This window comes from Streptomyces sp. YS-3 (genome assembly GCF_045257485.1).
Classification (GTDB): Bacteria; Actinomycetota; Actinomycetes; order Streptomycetales; family Streptomycetaceae; genus Streptomyces.
On the sequence record NZ_JBJHPC010000569.1, the window covers coordinates 1 to 4593 of the forward strand.

The 4593-nt window shown below is 71.6% G+C and carries 5 protein-coding genes; 1 reads left to right on the forward strand and 4 read right to left on the reverse strand.

The window, feature by feature from the left end; translation table 11 throughout:
- Window positions 1–312 precede the first annotated feature (312 nt).
- Together ACJA3G_RS30860 and ACJA3G_RS30865 are read right to left on the reverse strand one after the other, a co-directional pair.
- On the reverse strand, window positions 313–1938 hold the full coding sequence (locus ACJA3G_RS30860) for an amidase family protein (RefSeq protein ID WP_406556333.1): 1626 nt from the start codon (window positions 1936–1938) through the stop codon (window positions 313–315).
- A gap of 99 nt (window positions 1939–2037) precedes the next feature.
- Window positions 2038–2310 carry a DUF3253 domain-containing protein gene (locus ACJA3G_RS30865; RefSeq protein ID WP_406556334.1) on the reverse strand — a complete coding sequence of 91 codons (273 nt, stop codon included), beginning with the start codon at window positions 2308–2310 and terminating at the stop codon, window positions 2038–2040.
- 329 nt (window positions 2311–2639) lie between these two features.
- On the opposite strand from ACJA3G_RS30865, the gene ACJA3G_RS30870 reads away from it, so the two are divergent.
- Complete coding sequence (locus ACJA3G_RS30870; protein ID WP_406556335.1) at window positions 2640–2885, forward strand: chaplin; 246 nt, start codon at window positions 2640–2642, stop codon at window positions 2883–2885.
- A 217-nt stretch (window positions 2886–3102) separates the two neighbouring features.
- Here ACJA3G_RS30870 and ACJA3G_RS30875 read toward each other — a convergent pair whose 3' ends face one another.
- Window positions 3103–3549, reverse strand: coding sequence for a GNAT family N-acetyltransferase (locus ACJA3G_RS30875; protein ID WP_406556336.1), 447 nt, complete (start codon window positions 3547–3549; stop codon window positions 3103–3105).
- Between the two features lie 86 nt (window positions 3550–3635).
- Window positions 3636–4367 carry a hypothetical protein gene (locus tag ACJA3G_RS30880; RefSeq protein ID WP_406556337.1) on the reverse strand — a complete coding sequence of 244 codons (732 nt, stop codon included), beginning with the start codon at window positions 4365–4367 and terminating at the stop codon, window positions 3636–3638.
- Window positions 4368–4593: the final 226 nt, after the last annotated feature.

Genomic DNA, 4593 nt, shown 5'->3' on the forward strand with positions numbered 1-4593 from the left:
GGCGGGAGGTCCGTTTGGGCAGGCGGGAGCGCCGATGAGGCCCCGCGCCGGGACCGTCGGAGGGCTACGACTCCCCCTCGTACGTGACGTGCGTCCTATGGGACGAGTCACCTTCGGGGTGCCCGATTTTCACCAAGAGTGACGGAATGTACCCTTTTGAGGAGTGGGTGAGGCGGGGTGATCCCCTCGAAATCAGAGGAAAACGACGGCCCGGACGCCACCCTTCGCTGGTCCCGGGCCGCCGCACCGTCTGGCCGCGTCGCTCGGGTGTCCCGATGGACACGGCGTCCAGGGCGAGGAGTCCCGCCGCGTTCAGTGCGCGGTGGGGCCCACGGACGGCAGATATCGCGGTGCGCGCCAGGCCCGCAGCTGTCGCTCCACGGCTGCTCCCAGCGACAGCAGGGATGCGTCCTGGTGGTGGCCCGCGGTCAGCAGGAGACCGATCGGGAGTTCGCCCACGGACCCGGCGGGCACCGAGAGCGAGGGGTACCCGGCCACGGCCGCCGGGGTGGAGGACGGGATCACGTCGTTGTCGCCGCGTGCGCAGTCGGTCGTCCAGGCCGGCGGGTTCGTCGGCGCGGCGATGGCGTCCAGGTGGTGGGCGGCCAGCGTCTCGTCGACCGAACGCCGGGAGAGGTCCGTCAGCTCCGCACGCGTGGCGCGGTATCCGGGGTCGGTGGTGGGCGGGGCCGCGAGGGACTGCTCGAACAGTTCCTGTCCGGCGAAGCAGGTCTGTTCCCGGGGATGGGTGCGGTTGAACGCGATCAGGGCGGCGAGGTCCCGGGGCCCCTGGCGCGTACGGAGGTAGGCGTCGATGTCCCGGTGGAACTCACTGAGCAGCGCGGGGAATTCGAGCTGGGCCAGCCGGTCCTGGTACGGGAGCGTCACCTCGACGACCTCGGCGCCGGCGGCGCGCAGTCTCCCCGCGGTACGGGTCATCACGGCGTCGACTTCGGGTCCGAGCGAGGGCAGCCTCCACAACCCGATGCGCTTGTTCCGCAATCCTCCCTGACGGCCCGCCGGTTCACCCTGCCTTGTCACCTGTCGGCCCGGTGCGTCGGCGCCCGTCCGGCCCGGAAGGCCCGTGAGGCGATCGCCGGTGAGCACGGACAGCGTCAGGGCGGTGTCGATGACGTTGCGGGCCATGGGCCCGGCGGTGTCCTGTTCGGCGGAGATCGGCACCACGCCCCGCGGGCTGACCAGCCCGAGGCTCGGCTTGAAGCCGACCACTCCGTTCATCCCCGCCGGGCACACGACGGAGCCGTCGGTCTCGGTGCCGATCGCCACCTGGGACAGCGACGCGGCGAGCGCGGCGGCCGAGCCGGCCGAGGATCCGCACGGATTGCGGTCGAGTACGTACGGGTTGTTCGTCTGCCCGCCCACGGCCGACCACCCCGAAGTCGGCTTGGCCGCGCGGAAGTTTGCCCACTCCGACAGATTGGTCTTGCCCAGGATCACCGCTCCGGCCTGCCGCAGCCGGGTGACCAGGGCCGCGTCCTGGCCGGGTGCTTTGCCCGCAAGCGCCAGCGACCCGGCCGTGGTCGGCAGGTCCCGGGTGCCGACGTTGTCCTTGAGCAGCACGGGGATGCCGTCCAGCGGCCCGCGCAGCCGGCCGCCGCGCTGCCGGGCGTCGCTGGCGGCGGCCTGCCGCAGGGCCGAAGGATCGGTGTACAGCACGGCGTGGATCTTCGGATCGATGCTCTCGATACGCCGCAAGTACGCCCGGGTCAGCGCCAGCGACGTCAGGGCCCCCTTCTCCCTGCCGGTCTGTAACTCCGGGATCGTCACCGTGTCGAGGTCGATCCCCTCAAGAACCGCCACCCGGCGCGACGGCTGGTCCGCCGCGCCGACACCCTGCGCGCTCGACCCCGGCGCGCCCGCCAGCAGCGCTCCCGCGGTTACGGCGGCGATCAGTGCACCAACTCTGCTCAGTGTCATGGCAGACAGCGCACTACACCCCCACCTCGGGGCGCAAGAGCCGTCCCGGCCCGGTCCCCTGCCCCGAAGGGCGGTCAGCGCGTGCCGGGGGTATGTACGTCAGCGGGCGCGGCGGATTCGGATCGGGCCGCGTGCCCGGGTCGGCTCGACGGGGCGCCCACCCTGGGTGATCTCCACCTCGCCCGCCGCGACCAGTCGCCCGGCCGCGCGCCGGGCCGGTTCCATCAGGGCGCGCCAGCCGTCGTCGTCCCCGCCGTACACCGCCCGCGCGGCGTCGGAGGGGCAGATCGTCGCGGTCGCGCCACGACGTTCCAGCAGTTCCAGGATGGCGCGTTCCAGACGCCGGCCGGTCTGCCGTTCGGCCTCGGTCACTCCCCCAGTGTGGCAGCCCGGCGGTGCCGTGGGCGGGAGGGGCGCGGGCGGAGCTGAACAGGCGGCGGCCTCACCCGTTTGGGCTAATCAGGGCGACGCACGCCACCTACCGCACAAGGCTGGAAGGGGAGGCCCGGCGCCATCGCCAACGAGCGTACGGGAGGTGCCCGCCATGCGCGCCGAGACACGTCCGGCCGGCACACCCGGTACGACGGGGACGATCGCCGGGGCCATCCCGTAGGAACCCCGATCGTGCGGGACCGCCCTGTGCACGACGCGTCCCGCACGGGGAAGCATCCTCACCCTGAAGATTTCAACTGGAGGTTGTCATGCGTATGCGCATCCTCGCCGCTGCCACCCTGACCACAGTTCTCACCCTGGCGGGAGCGGGTACGGCCCTCGCAGCAGACCCAGGCCCCGACACAACGACCGGCGTGGCCAGCAACTCGCCCGGCCTCCTTTCCGGCGACGTGATCCAGGTGCCGATCCACATCCCGGTCGCCGTGTGCGGCGACACCATAGATGTCATCGGTCTCCTCAACCCCGCGAGCGGGAACAGCTGCACCAACGGCTAGGCACCACACCCCGCCATCTCCCGAAGGACGGGGCGTGACACCCGGCCTGGGGCAAGTCCGACGGGCCGTAGACGCCCGGGGCTTGTCCCGGCTGGCACGAGAGGGCGGCCGGCACGACCAGGCCGCCGCTCCCCACACGGAACGGGGGACGGGCCGGTAGGCCGGCCCACGCCCCATCCCTGCGCCGACCACGGCTGTACCGGGCCTGTCCCGCGGATCACGCCAGGCGCAGGTCGATCCAGGGCACGGTGTCGCCCTCGCGCAGCAGATACCTTTCGAGCTCGACGAAGCCCTGCTGTACGGCGAAGCGCAGCCCGTCCTCGTTGGAGCCCAGTACCACGGTCTCGATCAACTGCGCGTCCAGCGCCCGGGCTTGGGCGAGGGCGCGCTCGTAGAGCCGGGTGCCGAAGCCACGGCGGCGGTGCTCGGGCAGGACGCGGGCGATGACCGTCGCGGTGGCGGCGTTGTCCGCGGTGGGCGGCCGTACGGTGGTGCAGCCGATGAGGACGTCCCCGAGGTACGCGACCTCCATGACGTTGCGGTTGGTGCGGGCGCGGACGTCGTCGAGCGACAGCGGGTCGCCGGGGATGATCAGGTTGTGGACGTACTGCCAGTCCCGGATCGAAGCGTCGTCGTTCACCGGTTGGTTACGGAGGTCGTTCATCGGCCCAGCAAACCGACGGCTGGCGTGCGCGTCAACCACGATTGCCGCCACTGCCCGTCGCACGGGCGCCTCGCTCAGGGCCTCGCTCAGGTCTGGAAGTAGCGCGTGAAGGCCGTGGCATCGGTGCCGAGGACGTCACCGAAGGGGGCGTCGAGTTCGCGGATGAGCAGGACGAGGAAGGTGATGAGCCCGGCCAGGCCCATGACCATGATGATGTGCGTGAAGCTGCGCCGGATCCCGAAGATGAACATGAACGCGACCGTCAGCACTCCCCCCAGGATCAGACCGAGCCAGAGGACGGGGGACAGGCTGCTCTGGGCGTCGGCCTCGCGTCCGCGCCGCGCCTCGTCGAGTGTGCCCAGCTGCGAGAGGAGTTCCTGAGCGGCGAGCTGCTGGGTGACCGTCGCCGTGGCCGGAAGCCGGCTCGCCGCGCGCAGTTGGTTCAGTAGCGACCAGCCCTCCGGGCCAAGGTCCTGACCGTCCGTCATCCGGGGCCACTCGACGGTGACGACCTGATGTGCGTACTGCGCGGAGAGGGTACGCACCTGCCCCCGCTCCTGCTCCGGCAGCGCCTCGGCGACCAGGTACGTCTCGTGCAGGGCACTGGCCTCCGCCTGTACGTGGGAGGAGGCGCTGCTGCTCGTCCCCCATACGGACACCAGGGCCAGCCCCAGCACGAGCGCGTAGAGGACGCCGACCATCATCGAGATGTACTCGGCGACGTCTTCGCGCGGCTCCTCGTCGGGGCTCGGCGGGAAGAGGCGCCCCTTCACCACGACCACCGCGGCGGCGAGCATGGCCACCCCGAGAACAATCACGAGGCTTTGCAGGGTGTCAAACACGGGGATCCCTCCGGATCACGGGGTGGATCAGGGGCGGCGGGAGCCCAACAGCGCCGCCGCGAGCGCGGCGGGGATGAGGAGGAGGAGCAGGACGACCACGACGGACAGGCCGGAGATCTCCCGGGACTTGCGCCGCACCCTGGCCAGGACCGAAGCCTCCTCGCCGCGGTTCTCGTGGGTACGGGGCGGCACGGGCCGGGTG

What these genes read in the sequence shown, in the direction of transcription:
- ACJA3G_RS30860 (WP_406556333.1), bottom strand. Translation starts at nt 1,938, where the DNA reads ATGACACTGAGCAGAGTTGGTGCACTGATCGCCGCCGTAACCGCGGGA.
- ACJA3G_RS30870 (WP_406556335.1), top strand. Translation starts at nt 2,640, where the DNA reads ATGCGTATGCGCATCCTCGCCGCTGCCACCCTGACCACAGTTCTCACC.
- ACJA3G_RS30875 (WP_406556336.1), bottom strand. Translation starts at nt 3,549, where the DNA reads ATGAACGACCTCCGTAACCAACCGGTGAACGACGACGCTTCGATCCGG.